Genomic DNA, 18,871 nt, shown 5'->3' with positions numbered 1-18,871 from the left:
TCCATTATTTCTCTGTGTAATACCGCCAGAACAAGCTGAGTGCGCGCCCGCCCGCCTTTATTTTTGTGAGATTAGGTTATGACTGCTATTTCCGCTGCCGCAACGGACCAACGCCTGCTGCAAGAGCCGATTTCAAAGCTTTTTTGGCGCTACACCATTCCAACGATCGCCTCCATGCTGGTGACTGGGGTGTATGTCACCATTGATGGTATCTTCGTTGGCCATTATCTCGGTGAAACTGGATTGGCGGGCATGATGTTGGCCTATCCCGTGGGCGCGATTCTCTATGCAGTTGGCGCCATGATAGGCATGGGCAGCGCGGCGTTAGTCTCGATTAACTTAGGGCAAGGTAATGTCGCCAAGGCGCGTAAGTTGCTCGGCAACGCCTTTAGCTTGTGTTTACTGGCAGGGGCATTTTTTGCCTTAGTGGGCGGGATCTTTTCTCGGGATATTTTAATTGCCCTCGGCGCCGAGGGAGAGATACTCGAAAACGCTAACGAATACTTGTTCTGGTATTTTGCTTTATGTCATTTCCCTATTATTTCAATGGCATTTACCACCTTGCTGCGTAACGATGGTCGTCCGTCTATGGTGACCTTTGTGCTGATTTTAGGTGGTGTGCTGAACACCTTTTTAGATTGGCTGTTTATTGTGGTGTTTCCCTTCGGCTTGGCCGGGGCGGCGATTGCCACCATGTTGTCCCAGGCCGTGACTGGTTTACTCTGCCTGCAGCATTTCTTTGGGGCGCGCACACAGCTCAAAATCAATCTTGAGCAGATGAAGCTAAAGCTCGACAACTGCCTCAATATTGCCCGTGTTGGCCTGCCAAGCTTTTTGATGAACCTGTATTTGTCGATTGTATTGACCCTGCATAACACCGCATTTTTATGGGTCGGTGGTCCTCTGCATGTGGCGGCATACGGGGTTGTGAGTTACACCGAAGCGTTTTTCTATCTGATTTTTGAAGGCATTGCCCTCGGTACTCAGCCGATTTACAGCTTTAATGCGGGGGCAGGGCGCTTCGACAGGGTTAAGCAGGCACGCAATATCGCCTTTGGCATGACCCTACTCACCGCCGCACTTGGCTTAGTGTTGATTTATTCCCGCCCCGAATGGTTGGTGTACCTGTTTGCCGGTGACAACCCAAGCTTAACGCCGGTCGCGATTGAAGGAATGCGCTGGTATTTCTGGGGCTTACCTATGGAAGGCTTGATTCTTGTGGGCGCCAGTTTCTTCCAAGCGATTAATTGTTCTAAGCAGGCATCGATACTCACAGGGGCGAAACTGCTGCTTATCGCGGCCATTATCTATTGTTTTGCCTGGGCCTTTGGCGTGATTGGCGTGTGGGTGTCGCTCGCGACCTGTAGCACTATGCTGGTGATTTGGATGTTTATCGCGATGGGGCGGCTCCAAGTGAACGCTAAAGTCTGATGTTGTTTACGCATTATCTTTACCTTTGAAACCGACTTAGTACTGGCGTGTCGGCATGCGCTCTGTTACATTTCGCTGGTTTAATCCCAGCTTAAATTTAGCGCAGTTTTTAGCATGTTTTTTATCACTAAAATACGGCTGCCTACTGACGGTAAAAGCGTGCGGATAGGATAGAATTCTGGGCCTTTTCAGGCTCGTCGTTTGTTATTTATGTTTTATGAGGCTCTTATGCGCACCGCTGCAGTCATCTCTATGCTGTTGTTTGGCGTGTTAACCAGTGTTAATGCCAGTGCCAAGGATAATGAGCTAGTGTTTGCTAGCGATTTTGAGGGTAACCGCTTATCCCAACCTTGGTCTTGGATCATGGGCTGCCAATTTGAGGGCGCAGAGCCCCACAGTGGTGAGAGCGCATTGTTATGTGCCGAAGGCAATAGCAGTATTGTCAGTAAATTCCCTGTCTCCGAAGCGGGCCTATTGGAGTTCTGGGTCAAGACCCAAAATATCCAAACCCAATATCGGATTAATGTACTCACATCACCGGTATTAAAACTGGATGCCCAGTGGCAGCATGTGGCGCTGATTGATATCACCCCAGCAACTACCGAATATTTGGCCCACAGGGTGTCGATTGACGATCCGAGCCGCCAATACATTCGCCTCGATATCGAAGCCATTAATGGCCCCATTAGTTTGGATGACTTAACCCTAGATAAAATTCGCCTCGATATTGCGCTGCAAAAGAACGAGCAAAAAATCATTGGCGGCATTTTAGATAAGCTTAAAGAAGACAAAAACTACGAGGTTCAGGCCGAATCCTTTAGAACCCTAGGTAAAAACTACGCCGCTCAGCTCGAAAGCCAAAGACAGTACCTCGAATATTCCAATGCGATTTACTCGAGCATCACCTTTGTGTTGGCGACCTCTGAGCGTAACAAAATGTCTAACCCATTGGGTTATAACACCTTTAGGTCGGTCTTAACCGATGCTAAGCGGGTGGCATCGCCGATCCAACAGGCGCGTTTAGGCTCTATGGTCAAACCCTTTGGTGACTTAGCCACCGCCACTTTAAATGTGGTGAGTGCGGGCGCTTATTCGGCATTTGCCGAACCCTTTAAATCCTTCCTCGCGGCCACCTTTGACCGCTCAAACTATGACAACAGCGACTTAAGCCGCAGTGATAAAAAGTTTGCCGAGGAAAACGGCCTTAAGATTTATCAGCAAGCCGAACGCTTTATGTCTGAGATCGAAAAAGAGCTGCAACAGGTTACGGCGCTCGATAACGATTTAGTGAGTATGCAGAAGAACTTAGATGCTTTCCGTAAGGATTTAGATAAGCATCTGCGTAGCTATCTGCAACACGCCAGCATAGCCCGTACACCCGAAAATTACAGTAAGGTCATGAGTAAAGATGAGCAGACTCGAGCGCAAATCATGGCCGACGTGAATGCCAATATCAGCGCCAAGGCCGAAGCATTACTTGCCTCTAATAGTAATGCTGAGCTAGTGCAGTACATGATTAAAACGACTGAAAAAATGGATGAGTTTCAGGAATTTAAAGAGCGTTTTAATCAAATCACCTCAGCGATGTTAACCTTCTACGATCGCTTCGAGCGCTCTATTGCCGCCGAGCAAAACCCCTTCACTGACCCCAGCGATAGGGCGGTTTGGGAGCAACATGCCCAAAGTGCACGCAATTATATTCGCCAATCGAAGGAAGCTTTTACTAAGGCCTTTATGTAGCGGCTTGTTGTAGAAACATAGATTGAGTTTTTTCATAAAAATGGCGGAGAAGAAATTTTCTCTGCCATTTTTTATATACGCAATTTACCCAACCGATCGTTTAATAAACCATTTTAATCTGAGCGTGTTGTATGAAAATTGAAAGTGCATTATGTTGTTGATTTAAAATCGCCAGCAGAAGGTGCGGGTGATTACGTCAACCAACTGCGGTGATTGTCGCACTGAATCTAGGCGTTAATTATATGAATATCACACGCACATTTTTCTATTATGAAAGAAACAGAAAACAACAAGCCAAAATTCTCGCTTTCAATATGCTTTTTTTGCCCGTTATCTTCTGGCTTTTTTTGATATTGATTCCCAAAAGTAATCCTTTTTATAACGAGTTTTTGTATTACGCAAAATATATTGTTGTGGTTTCTGAGCTTGCCCTGTTATCGCTAGTAGCGTGGTTGCTTACTCATCCTGCTAAATTTTATATCAAGCTGACAAACTCCGAGTTCAGCTCATTTCACCCTACTTTTAAAGAATGGACGTTTAGCGTAAATCCACAAGATATTATTGAAATTGAGCACAGCACAGATATAGGATCAAACGCTAGCCTTATTTTAGTGAAAATGAGTAATGGTTCATCAGTATTATTGAGCCCTAACTATCCATATAAGCGAAGCGAACTATACGATGCATTGCGGTTAGTTAACCCAAATATAAAAACGCCCAAGAACACTTGGTTGTTCCCTTATAAAAAATAAAAAATCAATTATTGACTGGCCAATCTCAACATGGGATGTCATGTCCTGCAACTCACAGTAATCCTGTTTATCTAAACCAACACTGCCCATTTGTGTTATTGGGTTAATATGTTTTAAATACACCAATATTTTAATGCGTTAGCTCAAATTTATGCCTCAGCTTTCGCCCTTTAACTTTTGATTACTCTCATTTAACACGTACAAGTTGTAGACAAACCAAAAGTGCATATGTTGTTGATCTAAAATGGATGGCCAGATTTTTACTGAAATCACATAGAATGATGGACACGGCCATATCTTAACTTCGCTCTGCGATGGAGTTCATAGACTTCACAACCTAACAATGGCTCAGTTCTATTCAGCACTGCGCCAAAACGCTCAAAGTAGTCCTCATTAACTTGCTTTGCACTGATCAGTGGTACTTCCATACTGACATCGACACGACCTTTACGTATCAAGGCTGGGTCAAGATGATCAAGATGATTTGTGGTCATGATGACTAGGCAGTCATCAAGAGGAATGATCCCGTCTAACGCGTTTAATACGCCACCTAAAGTGAGTGGTGGGTTGTCGACATTGCTTTCAGCTGCACGTGATACCGTAGCCTTTACACAATCACAGTCCTCTATTAACAACATCGCTCCGGGCGCTACCTTTCTAATTGCTTTATGAATAGTGGCATCATTGACAGTCGATAGATTTAATATGTATAGATCGCGATGATACTCAACCGCTAAGGCCCTCGCGATACCCGTCTTACCCGTGCCCGTTTTTCCATGTAGCAGTATGGTTAGCTTACTGACAACCGATTTTCCCCGACTTGCGAAGTTATCAACTTCCCTCATCAACTCCTGCTTAAACCCTTCATCTAGCACTAAGTCACTAAACCCCGATGATTTCAATGTGCCATAGCGACACCATTCGGTTTCTTCGAAAATATTCACTTTTGGCTCAGTAGAGATGTCTCCACGAGTAACTTCTAAAAAACGATGAAGTTTATCTTTTGCCCACCATGGTGCGCTTACAGTAATAGAATCGTATGCCATCGTACTATCGACCTTAGTGCGGGTTGCCAACATAAAACAGCCATCGTATTTAAACAGGTGCATACCGTAGCCAATAGACTTAACACTGACACGCCCGTCGTAGTTCACATCATAGTCAAAGTACACAGCCTCAGAGATAGAGCGTGAAAAAAACGGAATGGTAGTATTACTGATCAAAAAGGACAGCTTATTGAATATCTCTGTGCGTGCCTGATGGCTATCGTCTATAGTGAGCCGCACAAATAGCAGGCTACTGAGCCAACTAAACAGTTTCGCGGGAACATCTTTTAGTATGTAGCCTACGAGTCCAATTAACGTAAATGTTAATACTCCGACAATGACAGCCGTCAACAAAGGATCACTATTGGTGAGCGCCTTTATTTGTAGTAATACCTCGTTCATTTACTCACCTTTACTATAAATGCCAAATAGATAGTCGAGAATACGACCAGCCACGTCGAGGATACTCGCAAGGCATCCTCAGTATTGCGCTATCGCACTTGGTTAAAGCGACTTGATAAAGATCCCTTACTTATCACTAGCTATTGCTTTGGCTGCGGCGCTTATCAAAGAGTAGGCGCCTGAATGTCGTGCAATGCAGGGATACGTGATAACGACCATGACTCTCGTTCATAAGCTTAAAAATCCTAGATTGCTCTATTCACCTAGTCGGCGAGCGAAGGCCATGGCAAGCCTGTACCTTTAGATGATTAAGCCTTATAAATCAAATTGTTCAAATATCGTCATGCTAAATTTTAAATAAGAAAGCCGCCAATGAAGGTCGGCTTTCTTGTTTCGATTGTCCCGTAACCTTTGCGTTTTCTTGGTTACATTAAATCTTGAGGCATTACAGCAAATACACGTTCAAGCTACAGGCACCGTGGGCACCGACGACTAAGGCTTGCTCGATATCGGCGGTTTTTGAGGGGCCTGCGATAAACACACCAAACTCACCTGAGGCTAGCGTGATGTCTTTTGCCGCTTGGTGCATGTTTGGCACAATCTTATTGGTTGGCAGGGCTAAGATCAGGTTTTCACAGATAAAAGGCGTTACTCTGTGGCCTAAGTTCTTATTGTTTACCCAAATGGCACCATTTTCGGCAACACCAACATCCCCAGGGATCACCGCATAATCGATATCCCTAAGTTCATGGGCTGTGGGTGGCACATCACGGTTTGCTGTGATGCCTTCAACGAGTGAGATGACTTGTAAGCCTTGGGCGAGAAGCTCATCCACCTTGGTTTGCAGTGCCGCAAGACCGCCTTCGCGGTGAAGTGTACCCGCCACTGTTTTAAGATTGGTTTCAAACTGGCCAACCAGATCTTCTACCCTCGGGGCGACATCGATGCTTGGCATTGGATGGTTTGTTAAAGCCGACAGTTTGAGCGCATTGAGAATTTCGTGCTTACTAGACATCTTATAGGCTCCTGTGTTTCTTAAACCAAGCTTCGAAGCTGGAGTTGGGGGCGACGGGCAGTTCACGGTATTTACCCCAGGCGCCACTAAATGGCTTGAGCAGACTACCGGGCAGAATGCGCAGTGCAGTTCGGGCTGCGCCCATTGAGCAATTGAGCATGGTCGTGCTTGCCATAAATTTACCCACTAATGGCATATAACTGTTTTTGCCGTAAGGGAGTTGTCCGGTTTCGGCCTTAAGGCGCCTGTGGTGGAAAATAATCTTATCGAGCGGCACCTTGGTCGGGCAGACATAGGTACAGCTACCACACAGGGTACAAGCCCAAGCGATGGAGTTGGTATCGTCATGCTTAGCACCTACGGCAATCCCAATCGGGCCGGGAATAGTGTAGTTGTAGCTGTAACCACCAGAGCGGCGATACACAGGACAAGTATTTAAACAACCGCCGCAGCGAATACATTTCAATGATTCGGCAAGGATTTTATCCTTCATCATCTCGGTGCGGCCATTGTCGACGATGATTACATGCATCTCTCCATCGACCTGTGGTCCACGGTAGAAGGCGCTGTAGGTCGTCACCGGTTGACCGGTCGCGTTACGCGCTAGGGTGCGCAGTAACACGGCGGCGCTGTCGATATCGGGGACAATTTTGTCGATCCCCATTGAATGCAACTGCAACTTGGGCAGGTTAGCGCCCATATCGGCGTTACCTTCGTTGGTGCACACCACCACGGCGCCCTTATCGGCAATCGCCATATTTACCCCTGTCATGGCGGCATCGGCGCTGAGGAACTGCTCACGCAGGTGAGCACGGGCGGCGCGGGTCAAATAGAGTGGATCGGACTCGCCTGCTTTAGTGCCTAATTTGTCATGGAACAGATCGCCCACTTCTTCTTTCTTCATGTGGATGGCGGGCACCACAATGTGCGAAGGCGGCATTTTCGCCAGCTGAATAATACGCTCGCCCAAGTCGGTGTCGATAACTTCAATCCCGTGTTGCTCTAAGTAAGGATTGAGGTGACATTCCTCGGTAAGCATGGACTTAGACTTAACTAACTTCTTCACTTTATGGCTAGCTAAAATGTCGTGCACGATACGGTTGTGCTCGGCGCCATCTTTTGCCCAGTGCACTTTGATACCGTTTGCAAGACAGTTTTGCTCAAAGGTTTCAAGGTATTGTGCAAGGTTGGTTAAGGTATGCAGTTTGATTTCGGAGCCTAACTGACGCAGTTGTTCCCACTCGGGTAAGCTGCCTGCGGCGCGGTCACGTTTTTCGCGCAGCACCCAAAGGGCTTTTGAGTGCCAGTCAACACGGGTTTCATCACGGCAGAAAATATCGGCCTTGTGGGCATGAACCTGTGAACCCGTTGCCTCGTGATTATGTTGATATGCCATAGTGGGTCTCCTAGAGCGCGGCGTTAAGCACTTGCGCTATGTGACGAATTTCAATTGGCAATTGTTGTCTGCGGATCATGCCATCGAGGTGTAATAGGCATGAAGGGTCGAAGCCAACCACATATTGCGCGCCTGTTGCCGCGTGGGCTTGGGCCTTGTCTTTACCCATCTTGGCGGATACGGCGCCTTCATCAACGGCAAAAGTACCACCAAAGCCACAGCATTCATCGCGGCGGTCTGGATAGACAATGTCGATTCCGGCGATATTGGCGAGCACGGCTTCAACTTTGTTGAATCGCGGGCCCATTTGCTCGCTTGGCGTGGCAAGGCTGAGCATACGAATGCCGTGACAGCTCAGTTGCAGGCTGATCTTATGGGCAAAAGGTTTGTTGAACGCTGGGATTGGAGCGACATCGTGGAGGAACTCGGTCAGCTCATAGAGTTTGTCGATAACGGCTTGTGCTTCTGGGCTGTTATCAAACTCGTGGAAGTTTTCTTTGGCGGCCACTAAACAAGAGGCAGCAGGGCAAACAATGGCATCACATTCCACACCCTTGAAAGCATTAAGTAATTTCAAGGTAGTACTGCGTGCTGCATCAAAGCAACCCGAGTTGGTCATAGGTTGGCCACAGCAAGTTTGGCCTGCGGGTAGAATCACTTGGTGTCCGAGTTTTTCCAGTAATTCCAGTGTTGCGATTGCGACATCTGGCATCATTTGGTTAACAAGACACGGGATGAAAAGGGCGATTTTCATTGTGCTTTCTCTTTCTTGTTAGTGAACGACATTGCCTTGCATTGTGACCCCAAAGTCCACACAAATGCTAAGGTAGTTGATCAAATATAGGCTTATCGTAAGTAAATAAGTAGCGCTAATTTAGTAAATGATCTTGTTGATTTTTGCAAAAATGAGAATATTTTAATATGTTGATTTTAATCTATTAAATGTGATTTTTGTTTTGTGACTTACCTCGCTGGTTAATAGTGTTTAACGATAAATGAGAATAGTTTTCTTCTGATAGAAAAACGGGGCTATTTTAAGCCCCGTTTATTCTGCGTTTTAGCGGCTGCACTCTTCGAGCAGATACGCTAAGTGGCGATAGGAAATGCCACTGTGCTGCGTTAAGCCGACCTCGCACATACGGTTGGCGTAATAGCCTTCCTTAATCTCGACAGGAATGAGCTTTTTAATATTACGCAGGGCTCTGGCGTTGATTTCTGGCTTATACAGGCCTTTTTCACCGGCGTAACCACAGCAGTCAATGCCCGCAGGTTTGAGCACTTGGCTCGAACAAGCATCGGCAATCGCTTGCATCTTAGGCTCTAACTTCATCTTGCGTGCACTACAACCTAAGTGCAGGGCCACATTGACCTTTTTGTTGATGGTCAATTTGTCCAGCAGCTTGTCGTGCATAAACTCAACAAGGTCAGTGATTTGCACCTGAGGGTTACCCGTGAGGGTGCGATAGGTACAAGACAAGGCATCGACTAATACCGGGATTTTGCCGCCATTACTCATCTTGCTGACCACATCGATAAGCTCTTGGCGTTTGGCGTCGGCGTTTTTAAAGTCGCCCTTAGATTCCCACATTTGGCCGCAGCATAAATCGCGGGTCTTCTCTGGTGTAATAACGTTATAGCCCGCACGTTCGAGCAGGGTAACAACCACCTCTGGCAAGGTGCGATTATCGGGATCCTTAGGTGTTGGGCCAAAGGTACGGCCACCACAGGCTGGGAAGTAAACCACGGTTTCTTGCCCTGCTTTAGCTGGGGATGGTTTAGGCAGTTTGCCACCTTTCGGGAAGTCTGGATTCCAATAGGGCACTTCTTTAGAGAGTAAGCGGCCGGTTTTCATCAGCGCGTTGGTGATACCATCGCCGGTGATTTTATGGATAACCCCAAGTACATCAAAGCCAGTGCTGATCACTTGGTTGACGGCGCCAAAGTGTTTGGCTTGGAAATCCAACACTTTTTGCTCTGTGGTGCTGATATAGGGTGTGCGTAGCTTACGGACTAACTGACCCATGCTGTTATCGACTGGGCAGGCAATTGTACAGAGCTGACAAGCCGCGCAGGTATCAATCACATCATACTTGGCATCGGCACGCATTTTATCGGCGGCGGCTTTATCGCCAGATTGCTCTAAGCGCTCGATTTCACGCAGGGTGGCGATACGTTGGCGTGGCGAGAAGTTTAGCGCCGAAGTCGGGCAGGTCTTTTCGCAGAAACCACATTCGATACATTTATCGACAAAATCATCGACCACAGGGCAAGGCTTGATGTTTTTCACGTGCACTGTGCTGTCGTCGTTTAAGATAACGCCGGGGTTGAGCAGGCCTTCTGGGTCGAAGATATGCTTGATGCGTTTCATGAGGGTGTAAGCATCGGCGCCCCATTCCATTTCAACGAAAGGTGCAACGGCGCGGCCAGTGCCGTGCTCGGCCTTCATCGAACCATCGTATTTATGGATCACCATCTCGGCCACATCCTGCATAAAGCCTTGGAAGCGCTCGATGTCGGCTTGGGAGGCGAAGGTCGGGGTGATAATAAAGTGGAAGTTACCCGCCAGCGCATGGCCGTAAATCACACCCTCGGGATAGCCGTGCTTATGGAAAAGCTCGGTTAAATCGGCGGCGGCCGCGGCTAAATGTTCGACGTTAAAGGCCACGTCTTCGATGATGACTGAGCTGCCTTTTGGTCGCTCGCCACCAATAATCGGGAACAGGCCAGAGCGCATTGCCCAGTATTTGCTGTACACATTGGCGTCGCTACTAAAGCTAATTGGACGCTCGGTTTTGATGTGCGCGAGTTTGGCAATCACATCTTGGGTATAGCTTTCTAAGGTTTGGGCATCGTTAGCGCGGGACTCAATCAACAGGATGGCTGCGCCTTCTGGCAGTTCATTGAGCCAATCTGGCATGCCTTTTTTGCCTGTGACGGCCTTGATAGATGCCCAGTCGAGTAATTCGGCGGCGGCAACGCTATCGCCAATAATCGGTGGAATGGCACTCGCCGCATCCACCATATTGAAAAATACCGCCATGGCCGAGGCTTTAAATTTGGCTTCATCGACCGTGTGGTAAGTGACTTCTTCGACAAAGGCTAAGGTGCCTTCGGCGCCGACGATCAAGTGGTTAATCAGATCGAACGGGTCTTCAAAATCCACTAGAGCATTGATGCTATAGCCCGTGGTGTTTTTGATGGAGTATTTTTTGCGAATACGCTGCGCGAGCACGTCATTGCTGCGGGTCAATTTAGCCAGAGAGGTCAGTGAGTCGAGCAACTCGCCGTGGCTTTGGGTGAAGGCGGCCTTAGACTTATCGCAACCCGTGTTGAGTTCTGTACCATCGGCAAACAGCAGTTTAGCCGAGGCGATGGTTTGGTAACTGTTTTGCGCCGTACCACAGCACATACCCGAGGCGTTGTTAGACACAATACCACCGACCATGGCCGAGGCAAGGGTCGCCGGATCGGGACCGATTTTCTTATTGAGAGGCTTGAGCGCCGCGTTGGCATCGGCACCAATCACCGCCGCGCCTAAGGTGATCTTATTGCTGTCGGAACTGATTTCAATGGTTCTAAAACCGTCGTGGCCCAAGATCAATAAAATCCCTTCGCCAATGGCTTGGCCCGATAGACTGGTCCCCGCCGCACGGAAGGTTACTGGCACTTTATGGGCACGGGCGATGGCTAAGGTTTGTTTGGCCTGTTCGAGGTTATCTGCGTGGACCACAATTTCAGGCACGATACGGAAATAACTGGCGTCAGTTGACCACGCAAAGCGGCGCACAGGGTCATTTGAGACGGCTGACTCACCGAGTTGTTGAATAAGCTCTTTATAAACAGCGTCATAATTAATAGACATAAGTTACTCTCTCAACGCTAAAAATGACTAAGGCCGCCAAGCGGCCTTAGGTTTAGATTGGCTTAGAAGCCACCCCAAAGAGTTGCGATGGTGCCTGCAAGTAGCGCATAGCCAATCGCCACAGGCATAGTTTTACGAATGATTTCTGATTCTCTACCCGCCATACCTACAACGGTCGCGGCGGCCACTACGTTCATCACACACATCATGTTACCGGCGTTCGCGCCGATGCCTTGCAGTGCTAATACTAGCGCGTGGTTCATGCCAATGTTGTCGGCCACACTGTATTGTAGGCCGGAGAACATCATGTTGGAGAAGGTGGCCGAGCCTGAAAGGAAGGCGCCGAAGATCCCCACAATCGGTGCCATCCATGCCCACACAGCGCCCATAGAATGGGCCAGCATGTCGGCTAAGGCAACAGGCATAGACGCGAGACCCGCACCGTTTGCACCAGAGTTTAAGAAGATTTTCACCATAGGCACGGATGCGCCTAATGAGATGATAGTCGGTAACATCGACTTGCATGACACGCCGATAGATTGCTTAATCGCAGGGCTTTTCATCTTGAACAGGAAGAAACCTAAGATACACACGGCCACGAAGAAGGCGCCTGGTGCGTACAGGGTCGCAAAGCTGGCTTTAAGTTCAGTCCCCAATAAACCAGTCCAGCTGATGTTGAAACCCGATAACCAGGCTTTAAGTGGTGCAACCGTACGTGATAACACTAATAGCGCTGCCATGATGATATAAGGTGTCCAAGCGGCGATTTGGGAGAACTTAGTGGTGGTCTCAATTTTTGCGCTTTCTTCTTGGTTATCATTTTCGGCAAAATCATTCCAAGGCGTTTTTGGCAATAAGTAACCCTTACGGGCAACAGGGATAACCATCGCCATACCGATGAGAGAACCAATCACGGATGGGAACTCAGGGCCAGCAATATAGTTGATAATCCAAGCGGGCACGGTAAAGGCAAGGCCGGCGAAAATCGCAAACTTCCAAATGGCTAAGCCTTCTTTAAATGACTTATTACGGCCGAAGAAGCCCGTCAGAATCGACACCATCACCAGCGGGATTAAGGTACCTGTGATTAAGTCGATAGTGATCATATGCATCGCAATGAACTGGGCAAAGTCAGGATAAGTGCCACCGTGCTCGGCAATTTGCGCCGCAGCCATGCTCACACCACCTTGGGTTAAGCCTTGTTCCATACCAAACAGCACGGGTAAACCAATCGCACCGAAGGATACGCAGGCCGAGTCGGCAATCAGCGCCACAACGGCGGCGGCAACGGGCGGAACCCCCAGCAATACCAGCAGCGGCGCACCAATCGCGGCAGGTGTACCAAAGCCCGCGCTCCCTTCGATAAAGGCACCGAATAACCAACAGATAATAATCACTTGCACACGGGCATCGGCACTGATGTTAGTGAAACCCGCGCGAATGGTATCCATGGCCCCAGAGTATTTCAGGGTGTTAAGCAGGAATACCGCGCCGAAGATGATGGTTAAGGGGGTGATGGCTGACAGCAGTCCTTCGAGAACCGATGCGGCTAACAGTGTGGTATCCATTTGCCAAATAAACACGGCGGCAAGCGCCGTAACTATCATGGAGATGGGCATAGCTTTGGACGCTGGCATTCTGAGTAATACGAGAAAGATCATTACACTGATTACTGGCGTCAAGCTGGCGAGGAGTTGAAGTATTGTCATGCTTGCCTCTACATAAAGTGGTCTGTCTTATTATTTATATTTGGATCTTGCTAGTGTTTTCCTGTTTAACCCTCGGCGGGTAAATCAGCAGTTTCAACTGCCAATGCCAAGAGTCACAACATTCTGTGGTGTGTACTAGACGCTATTCGGGGCTTAACTAATATGATCTAGATCATTTTGACTGCTGTATAAAATGCTAATTTACAGTGCTGCGGGAGGCTTCTCTCAGAGGATTTTTCTAACTGTGATCCATGTCACTCGAAGGTGGTTTTTTATATTTCGATAATGGGATGTTTCACTGATTTATATTCCTTAAGGTTATAAAAATCGAGATATCTGCTAAATTAGCTATCAGTATTGCAATTAACTGATCCATTTATTTCATTAATGAGTACTTAATGGATTTTTAAGACAATATTAAGATGTGACCAGTGTCTCATTTTTATGTGGCGGTAAAAATCACTCCGCTAAATTGAATTGAGTAAGATAATGAATAAATAGGTATTTATTGAGTTTAGCACCGCAGGGAATAATGAGAGCGAGATCAAGTTTTAGTGATGGCTAAATTTCGCGTGATGAATGTCACTTAATGAATTTTGTTTTAATCTGAAATTTAATAACGGTTAATAAAGCTGTTTACAGCCGCGCAGCCGCAACACACCATTCTGTTAACAACTGGTGTGGAGATTAACTGAGTGACTAATGATGGCGAGCCGTTGTGGCCATTATGCCTCCGATACTATGTAGGCTTAAAACAGCTTACTGCCCCAACCGAGCTTACTGCGTAACACATGGAAGTAATTATGGCCTTTAGGGTGGATAAGCCTGAGCTGCTCAGAGCTGCGGCGCACTATGATTTCATCGCCGGGTAAGACGGCTAAATGCACGTGACCATCGCAGCTTACTTCGAGATTTTCGCCATTTTCAGGGGAGACGACCATCTTAATGGTGCTGCAGGCATCGACCACTATGGGGCGACACGACAGTGTATGTGGAAACATAGGCACTAGGATTAATGCCTGTAAATTCGGTGTCAGAATAGCGCCACCTGCCGACAGGGCATAGGCGGTCGATCCCGTCGGGGTTGAGACTATCATGCCGTCGGCGCGTTGGCTGTACATGAATTGATTGTCTATATAGACTTCAAATTCAATCATATGGGCAATTTTACCCGGATGGAGTACCGCTTCATTAACGGCAGTATTGCTCGCTTTTAACATGCCATGGCGATAGACCTCGGCCTCGAGTAAAAAGCGGTGCTCGGTATCAAATTCCCCATCGAGCACTTTGGCGAGGGCTTCTTCAAAGGCATCGGGCGGTAAATCTGTTAAAAAGCCGAGATTACCACGGTTTACCCCAATCACGCCCACATCGAAGCGCGCTAGCACTCTGGCAGCACCGAGCATATTGCCATCACCACCCACGACTATGGCTAAATCGCAGCGTGCGCCAATCTCTAATAAATCGACCGCGACGATATTGGTCCCTAACTCGCTGGCAACACGCTCTTCCACGAGAACTTCATACCCTTGCACCGTCAGCCAGTGGTGCAGACGTTTGAGGGTTTGATTTGTCCCTGGGTGATGTGGCTTGCCAATCAGGCCAATGGTGTGGAACTTTGTGGTCATATTTATGCTAGATCTGGCCTTAGGCCTTGAAACGTCAAAATTGATCCCCATAATATGCCCAGAGTATTTAGAAACAAAGCATTTTTAGCTGGAGTGAAAATGAGCAACGAGTCGATTAAAGCAGAACAGGATCTGATCCAAGAGGGTGTAGAGTCTGAAGTTTCTACCGAAGAAGCGAGTCTGATTGACGAGCTTACCCAAGCCAATTTCCGTATTGAAGAGCTGGAACAGTTACTCGCTGACGCTTTGGCGAAAGTTGAAGAGCAAAAAGATTCAGTTATCCGTGCTGCTGCCGAAGTAGACAATATTCGTCGTCGTGCGGCGATGGATGTGGAAAAGGCTAACAAATTTGCATTGGAAAAATTCGCCAACGAATTACTGCCAGTGTTAGACAATATGGAACGTGCACTGCAAGGTACTAATCCACAGGATGAAACCACCAAAGCATTGTTCGAAGGTGTTGAGCTCACGCAAAAGAGCTTCTTAACCGCCGTGGCTAAGTTTGGGGTAAAACCTATCGATCCACAGGGGCAAGCCTTCAATCCTGACCAACATCAAGCCATTGGTATGCAGCCAAGTGCTGAGTATCCAGCCAATACTGTGATGTTAGTGATGCAAAAGGGTTATGAGCTAAACAGCCGTTTACTGCGTCCAGCCATGGTGATGGTGTCACAGGGCGGCCCTAGCCAAGAAATCAACATTGAAGCCTAAGCTAACGCTTAGCGCTAACTAATAAAAAGGACTGCCGATGCAGTCCTTTTTATTTGTCTGTTGTTTTTCTATTTGCCATTAATCGTGATTCATTACGATTAATGGGAGCTTAGCTCCCATCAACACTCAATCGGCAAGAAAGGCATTAATTTGCGCTAACATACCTTCGGCATCGAGTTGTAAATCATGGGTCACTTCTTCTGGAGAGCCATGTTTAATAAACTCATCGGGTAGGCCGATTTGCAGCACAGGTTTGGGCATTTTAAGCTTTTGCAGTAGCTCTAAAACGCCAGAGCCTGCGCCGCCCATAATGGCGTTTTCTTCCACTGTCACGAGGACATCGTGGGTTTGCGCCATTTCTTTAACCAAATCAACATCGAGTGGCTTCACAAAGCGCATATCGACGACGGTGGCGTCTAAGCTTTCTGCGGCGGTTAAGGCGGCAGCTAAGGTGGTACCGAAGTTCAGCATGGCGATACGTTTACCTAAACGCTTAATCACGCCTTTACCTATCGGCAATGCAGTCATGGCTTCGACCTGAGTCGCGCCTGTGGCGCTGCCCCTTGGATAACGCACGGCACTCGGGCCTGCATCATAGCAATAACCGGTATAGAGCATTTGGCGACATTCATTTTCATCCGATGGCGCCATGATCACCATATTCGGGATGCAGCGCATAAAGCTTAAATCGAATGCGCCTTGGTGGGTTGGGCCGTCAGCACCGACGATACCGCCACGGTCAATGGCGAACAATACAGGCAAACGCTGTAGTGCCACATCGTGGATCAGTTGATCATAACCCCGTTGCAGGAAGGTCGAGTAAATGGCGACCACAGGCTTAAAGCCTTCACAGGCAAATCCGGCACCTAAAGTCACCGCATGTTGCTCGGCAATGGCGGCATCGAAATATTGTTTCGGGAAGCGCTGCGAAAACTCCACCATGCCCGAACCTTCACGCATGGCAGGGGTAATGCCTAAGACTTTTTCGTCCTGCTCGGCAATATCACATAACCATTTGCCAAACACTTGGGAGAAGGTCGGCAGGCCCGGCTTAGTGGCTGGCTTCTTAAACTGTGACGGGTCAAATTTAGGTACCGCGTGCCAACCGATAGGATCTTTCTCGGCCGGTTCATAACCACGACCTTTTTTGGTCATGATGTGCAGTACTTGTGGACCCTTTAGAGAGCGCATATTGCGCAGGGTTTCCACTAGAGCGTCGACATCGTGGCCATCAATTGGGCCGATATAGTTAAAGCCTAACTCTTCAAACAGAGTGCCAGGTACAACCATGCCCTTAAGGTGTTCTTCAGTGCGCTTGGCCATCTCTTTGATGACCGGCATGCCCTTGAGCACTTTCTTGCTGCTTTCACGAATCGTGGTGTAGAGGCGGCCTGACATCAGTTGCGCTAAGTGATTGTTGAGCGCGCCGACGTTTTCTGAAATCGACATTTCGTTATCGTTCAGCACCATCAGCATATCGTTGTGCAAATCACCCGCGTGATTCATGGCCTCGAACACCATACCACCCGTCATGGCGCCATCGCCAATCACGGCGACCACTTTGCGTCCAGCCTGTTCTTTTTCGGCGGCAACGGCCATAGCTAATGCGGCACTGATGGATGTGCCGGAGTGTCCGACGCTAAAGGTGTCGTATTCACTTTCTTCCCGCCAAGGGAAAGGGTGTAAACCGTTCTTTTGCCTAATGGTGTGCATTCTGTCGCGGCGACCAGTGAGAATTTTATGGGGATAGGCTTGGTGGCCAACGTCCCAAATCAAACGATCAAACGGGGTGTTATAGACATAATGCAGGGCGACAGTCAGTTCGACTGTGCCGAGTCCAGAGGCAAAATGTCCGCTGGACATGCCAACGGACTTAAGAAGAAACTCCCGCAACTCATCGGCCAATTGAGGTAACAGGGCCTGAGGAAGCTGGCGGAGTTCATTAGGAGTGTTGGCCTGAGCCAACACGGGAAACTGTGAAATGTCCAAACTCATAGCGAGATACTTCGTCTCTTATTATATTCTTCGCTCAATGATATAGCGGGCGAAGTCTGCGATTAACTGGCTATTGTATGGCAATTTAGCCAGCGCTGATAGTGCCTCTTGGATCAGTTGCGCGGCGGTATCTTTGGCGCCTTGCAGTCCAAGTAGTTGCGGAAAAGTACTCTTATTGGACTCGGCGTCTGAGCCTTGGGGTTTGCCGAGTTCTTCCGTGGTGGCAATGATGTCCAGAATATCGTCTTGCACTTGGAAGGCAAGTCCTACCGCATGGGCAAATTCCATCATAGTCTGATATTCATCTTTTGGCGCATTAGCGGCAATCAAGGCTAACTCAACGGCGCAGCTGATAAGGGCGCCCGTTTTCATATTGTGGAGTTGAGTTAGGGCCTTAAGGTCGATGAGCTTATCGGTTGAGGCTAAGTCAATCGCTTGGCCGCCGCACATACCACGGTAACCCGAGGCTTTCGCCAGCGATCTCACCATGGCGATATGTTGCTCGCTGCTGATCCCTGGTACTGCTTCGGTAACAATTTCAAAGGCTAAGGTTTGCAGAGCATCCCCAGCAAGGATGGCGGTCGCCTCATCGAAGGCGATATGCACTGTGGGCTGACCACGACGAAGGTCGTCATCGTCCATGGCGGGTAAATCGTCATGAATTAACGAATAAGCATGAATACACTCAATGGCGGCGGCGCAGGCGTCGAGCTTTTCAAGCGACACGCCAAACATTTGCCCCACGCTGTAAACCAAGAAGGGACGAATACGCTTACCGCCTAACAGCGCGCCGTGGGTCATGGCGGCCTTTAATTGTGGCGCAGTGTCTTCGAGTGTGCTGAAACGTTGTTTTAATTGGTCATCAACCCGTAGTTGATATTCTTTTATTGCATTGACTAACACGCTTATTCGCCCTCAACGGCATAGGGAGAGAGGGGCGCATTTTCATCCTGCTTGAGTAAAATGGCCACTTTTTGCTGAGCTTGCTCAAGTTTTGCTTGGCTGTTACGCACCAGATTGATGCCACGTTCAAATTGTTTTAACGCATCATCCAGAGAGACATCGCCCTGTTCTAATTCGGCAACGATGCGCTCGAGTTCACCAAGGGATTCTTCAAAACTGAGATTTTCGGGTTTCTTCGCCACGTTAATAATTCCTTTGAAAGAGCGGACACAAGGTATATC

General features: G+C 48.1%; 14 protein-coding genes. 4 read left to right on the top strand and 10 right to left on the bottom strand.

Annotated elements, in window-relative coordinates; all coding sequences use genetic code 11:
- Nucleotides 1–78: 78 nt before the first annotated feature.
- The 3 genes from CBX96_RS01180 (at nucleotide 79) to CBX96_RS01170 (ending at nucleotide 3,923) form a co-directional block, all read left to right on the top strand.
- On the top strand, nucleotides 79–1,431 hold the full coding sequence (locus CBX96_RS01180; protein WP_109285424.1) for an MATE family efflux transporter: 1,353 nt from the start codon (nucleotides 79–81) through the stop codon (nucleotides 1,429–1,431).
- A 228-nt stretch (nucleotides 1,432–1,659) separates the two neighbouring features.
- Nucleotides 1,660–3,171, top strand: coding sequence for a hypothetical protein (locus CBX96_RS01175; RefSeq protein WP_109285423.1), 1,512 nt, complete (start codon nucleotides 1,660–1,662; stop codon nucleotides 3,169–3,171).
- Between the two features lie 242 nt (nucleotides 3,172–3,413).
- Entirely contained in the window at nucleotides 3,414–3,923 is a 510-nt protein-coding gene (locus CBX96_RS01170; protein ID WP_023268122.1) for a hypothetical protein, read from the top strand.
- A gap of 269 nt (nucleotides 3,924–4,192) precedes the next feature.
- On the opposite strand, the gene CBX96_RS01165 is transcribed toward CBX96_RS01170, so the two are convergent.
- The 7 genes from CBX96_RS01165 to nadK form a co-directional block, all read right to left on the bottom strand.
- The gene (locus CBX96_RS01165) at nucleotides 4,193–5,371 is read right to left on the bottom strand and encodes an AAA family ATPase (RefSeq protein WP_109285422.1); all 1,179 of its coding nucleotides are present in this window, start codon (nucleotides 5,369–5,371) and stop codon (nucleotides 4,193–4,195) included.
- A gap of 445 nt (nucleotides 5,372–5,816) precedes the next feature.
- On the bottom strand, nucleotides 5,817–6,386 hold the full coding sequence (locus CBX96_RS01160) for an LUD domain-containing protein (protein ID WP_109285421.1): 570 nt from the start codon (nucleotides 6,384–6,386) through the stop codon (nucleotides 5,817–5,819).
- A gap of 1 nt (nucleotide 6,387) precedes the next feature.
- Nucleotides 6,388–7,782 (bottom strand): lactate utilization protein B, encoded by a 1,395-nt coding sequence (locus tag CBX96_RS01155; protein WP_109285420.1) that lies wholly within the window; start codon nucleotides 7,780–7,782, stop codon nucleotides 6,388–6,390.
- A 10-nt stretch (nucleotides 7,783–7,792) separates the two neighbouring features.
- Complete coding sequence (locus tag CBX96_RS01150) at nucleotides 7,793–8,536, bottom strand: (Fe-S)-binding protein (protein ID WP_011626788.1); 744 nt, start codon at nucleotides 8,534–8,536, stop codon at nucleotides 7,793–7,795.
- 303 nt (nucleotides 8,537–8,839) lie between these two features.
- Nucleotides 8,840–11,644: an FAD-binding and (Fe-S)-binding domain-containing protein gene (locus CBX96_RS01145; RefSeq protein WP_109285419.1), complete on the bottom strand. Its 2,805-nt coding sequence runs from the start codon at nucleotides 11,642–11,644 to the stop codon at nucleotides 8,840–8,842.
- A gap of 62 nt (nucleotides 11,645–11,706) precedes the next feature.
- Nucleotides 11,707–13,353 carry an L-lactate permease gene (locus CBX96_RS01140; RefSeq protein WP_086902307.1) on the bottom strand — a complete coding sequence of 549 codons (1,647 nt, stop codon included), beginning with the start codon at nucleotides 13,351–13,353 and terminating at the stop codon, nucleotides 11,707–11,709.
- 749 nt (nucleotides 13,354–14,102) lie between these two features.
- A complete protein-coding gene (gene nadK, locus CBX96_RS01135; RefSeq protein WP_084789193.1) occupies nucleotides 14,103–14,981 on the bottom strand; it encodes an NAD(+) kinase in 879 nt (292 codons plus the stop codon).
- A 99-nt stretch (nucleotides 14,982–15,080) separates the two neighbouring features.
- Here nadK and grpE point away from each other — a divergent pair, with 99 nt between their 5' ends.
- Nucleotides 15,081–15,692, top strand: a complete 612-nt coding sequence (grpE, locus tag CBX96_RS01130; RefSeq protein ID WP_086902308.1) for a nucleotide exchange factor GrpE — start codon at nucleotides 15,081–15,083, stop codon at nucleotides 15,690–15,692.
- Between the two features lie 126 nt (nucleotides 15,693–15,818).
- Here the strand turns inward: grpE and dxs are convergent, their stop codons facing one another.
- From dxs to xseB, 3 genes are read right to left on the bottom strand one after another with little or no spacing between them, the layout of a single operon-like run.
- Complete coding sequence (gene dxs, locus CBX96_RS01125) at nucleotides 15,819–17,687, bottom strand: 1-deoxy-D-xylulose-5-phosphate synthase (protein ID WP_011623482.1); 1,869 nt, start codon at nucleotides 17,685–17,687, stop codon at nucleotides 15,819–15,821.
- Nucleotides 17,688–17,708: 21 nt separating this feature from the next.
- Nucleotides 17,709–18,590 carry a (2E,6E)-farnesyl diphosphate synthase gene (gene ispA, locus CBX96_RS01120; protein ID WP_109285418.1) on the bottom strand — a complete coding sequence of 294 codons (882 nt, stop codon included), beginning with the start codon at nucleotides 18,588–18,590 and terminating at the stop codon, nucleotides 17,709–17,711.
- A gap of 2 nt (nucleotides 18,591–18,592) precedes the next feature.
- On the bottom strand, nucleotides 18,593–18,832 hold the full coding sequence (gene xseB, locus CBX96_RS01115; protein ID WP_011623480.1) for an exodeoxyribonuclease VII small subunit: 240 nt from the start codon (nucleotides 18,830–18,832) through the stop codon (nucleotides 18,593–18,595).
- Nucleotides 18,833–18,871 lie beyond the last annotated feature (39 nt).

Origin of the sequence: Shewanella sp. BC20 (genome assembly GCF_003129585.1) — a bacterium.
Classification (GTDB): Bacteria; Pseudomonadota; Gammaproteobacteria; order Enterobacterales; family Shewanellaceae; genus Shewanella; species Shewanella seohaensis.
The sequence above is the reverse complement of the archived record's forward strand: the minus strand, read 5'-3'. Positions and strand labels throughout refer to the sequence as shown.